Source organism: Nocardia noduli, from assembly GCF_019038455.1.
Classification (GTDB): Bacteria; Actinomycetota; Actinomycetes; order Mycobacteriales; family Mycobacteriaceae; genus Nocardia; species Nocardia noduli.
Map to the genome: position 1 here is coordinate 1 of NZ_JAFMPL010000222.1, position 1,702 is coordinate 1,702.

Sequence of the window (1,702 nt, forward strand, 5' to 3'; positions counted from 1 at the left end):
TTCGTTCAGCCGCGTGCGGCCTTGAGCAGATCCTCGCGGGTGGTGAGCTTGACGCGGGGGCGTCCCGCCGCCTTGCCCGCGGTCTTCTCGGCGGCGTCGATGGCCTTCCAGCCGTCACGGTCGACGAGATCCTGCTGACGCTCACCGATCAGCGCCTTGAGCGCCGCGCGGTCCTTCTGCGGGGCGGCCAGCTTGCCCGAGGTGAAGTCCCCGATCAACTGCTCGACCGTCTCCTCGGAGTCGATCCGGTTCGAGCCGATGACACCGCGGGGGCCACGCTTGATCCACCCGCTGACGTACACACCGTTCACCGGCGCACCGTCGGCGGCGATGACCCGGCCGTGCTCGTTGGGCACGACGCCGCGTCGCTCGTCGAAGGGCAGGTCCGCGACGGCTTCGCCCTTGTAGCCGATGGAACGCAGCACCAGGCCCGTTTCCAGGGTTTCGGTGCGGTCGGTCGCCCGCGCCACCAACTGGCCCTCGTCGCTGAACAATTCGTTGTGCACGAATTCCAGCGACTCGACCTTGTCGGCGCCGTGCACGGCGGTCGGCGAGGCCAGGTACCGGAACACGATCCGCTTGTTCGCCGGATCGCGCCGTCCGCCCGCGTACTCCTCGGCGAGGGTGTACTTGAGCTTGAGCGAGGGCTCGACCATCGGGTCGTCCAGCAGTTCCTGGCTGGCGTGATCCAGTGCCAGATCGGCCTCGTCGACGATCACGTCGACGCCCTTCAGGTGCACGAGCGCCAAGAACTCCGGCGAGGTGTAGGCCGCCTGCAACGGACCGCGACGGCCGAGCACGACGACCTCGCGGATATTGCTGCCGCGCAGCGCGTCCAGGGCGTGGTCGGCGATATCGGTCTTGGCCAGGTCGTCCGGGTCGACGGTCAGTACCCGCGCCACGTCGAGGGCGACGTTGCCGTTTCCGACGATCACCGCCCGCTCACCCGACAGGTCGAAGGTCCGATCGGCGTAGTCGGGGTGGCCGTTGTACCAGGCGACGAATTCGGTCGCCGAATGGCTGCCGGGCAGATCCTCCCCCGGCACGCCCATCTTGCGGTCCGAGGAAGCGCCGACCGCGTAGATCACCGCGTGGTGGTGCTCGAGCAGTTCCTCGTGCGAGATGTGGGTGCCGACCTCGACGTTGAGGTAGTACTGCAACGTCTCGCGCCGGAACGCCGACTCGAAGAGTTTCGACACCGTCTTGGTGCCCGGGTGGTCGGGCGCGACGCCCGCTCGCACCAGGCCCCACGGCGTCGGTAGCCGGTCGATCATCTCGACCTCCACATCGCTACGGCGAAGCAGCTCGTCGGCGGCGTAGCAGGCCGCTGGGCCCGCGCCGACGATCGCCACGCGTAGCGTGCCCAGATCCTTGGGCGGGCGCGCAGGCGTCTTGATCGGGTCGAAGTTGGACTCGAGCGGATGCCGCTCGAAATAGGAGGCGTTGATATCGCGGAACCGAGCCAGCGACGCCGACAGGTCATCCTCGGAGAAGATGGCTTCCACCGGGCACGCGTCCACACAGGCACCGCAATCGATGCAGGTGTCGGGGTCGATGTAGAGCATCTCGGTCGTCGCGAAATCAGGCTGGTCCGGTGTCGGGCGAATGCAATCGACCGGGCACTCGGAGACGCAGCTGGCGTCGTTGCAACAACGCTGCGTGATTACGTAGGCCATATTTGCAGATCCTCGAAAATGTGCGT

The 1,702-nt window shown here is 67.1% G+C and carries 1 protein-coding gene; it reads right to left on the reverse strand.

The window, feature by feature from the left end; all coding sequences use genetic code 11:
- Positions 1–5: 5 nt before the first annotated feature.
- Positions 6–1,676 (reverse strand): FAD-dependent oxidoreductase, encoded by a 1,671-nt coding sequence (locus JZ792_RS41020; protein ID WP_216918359.1) that lies wholly within the window; start codon positions 1,674–1,676, stop codon positions 6–8.
- Between the last annotated feature and the right edge of the window lie 26 nt (positions 1,677–1,702).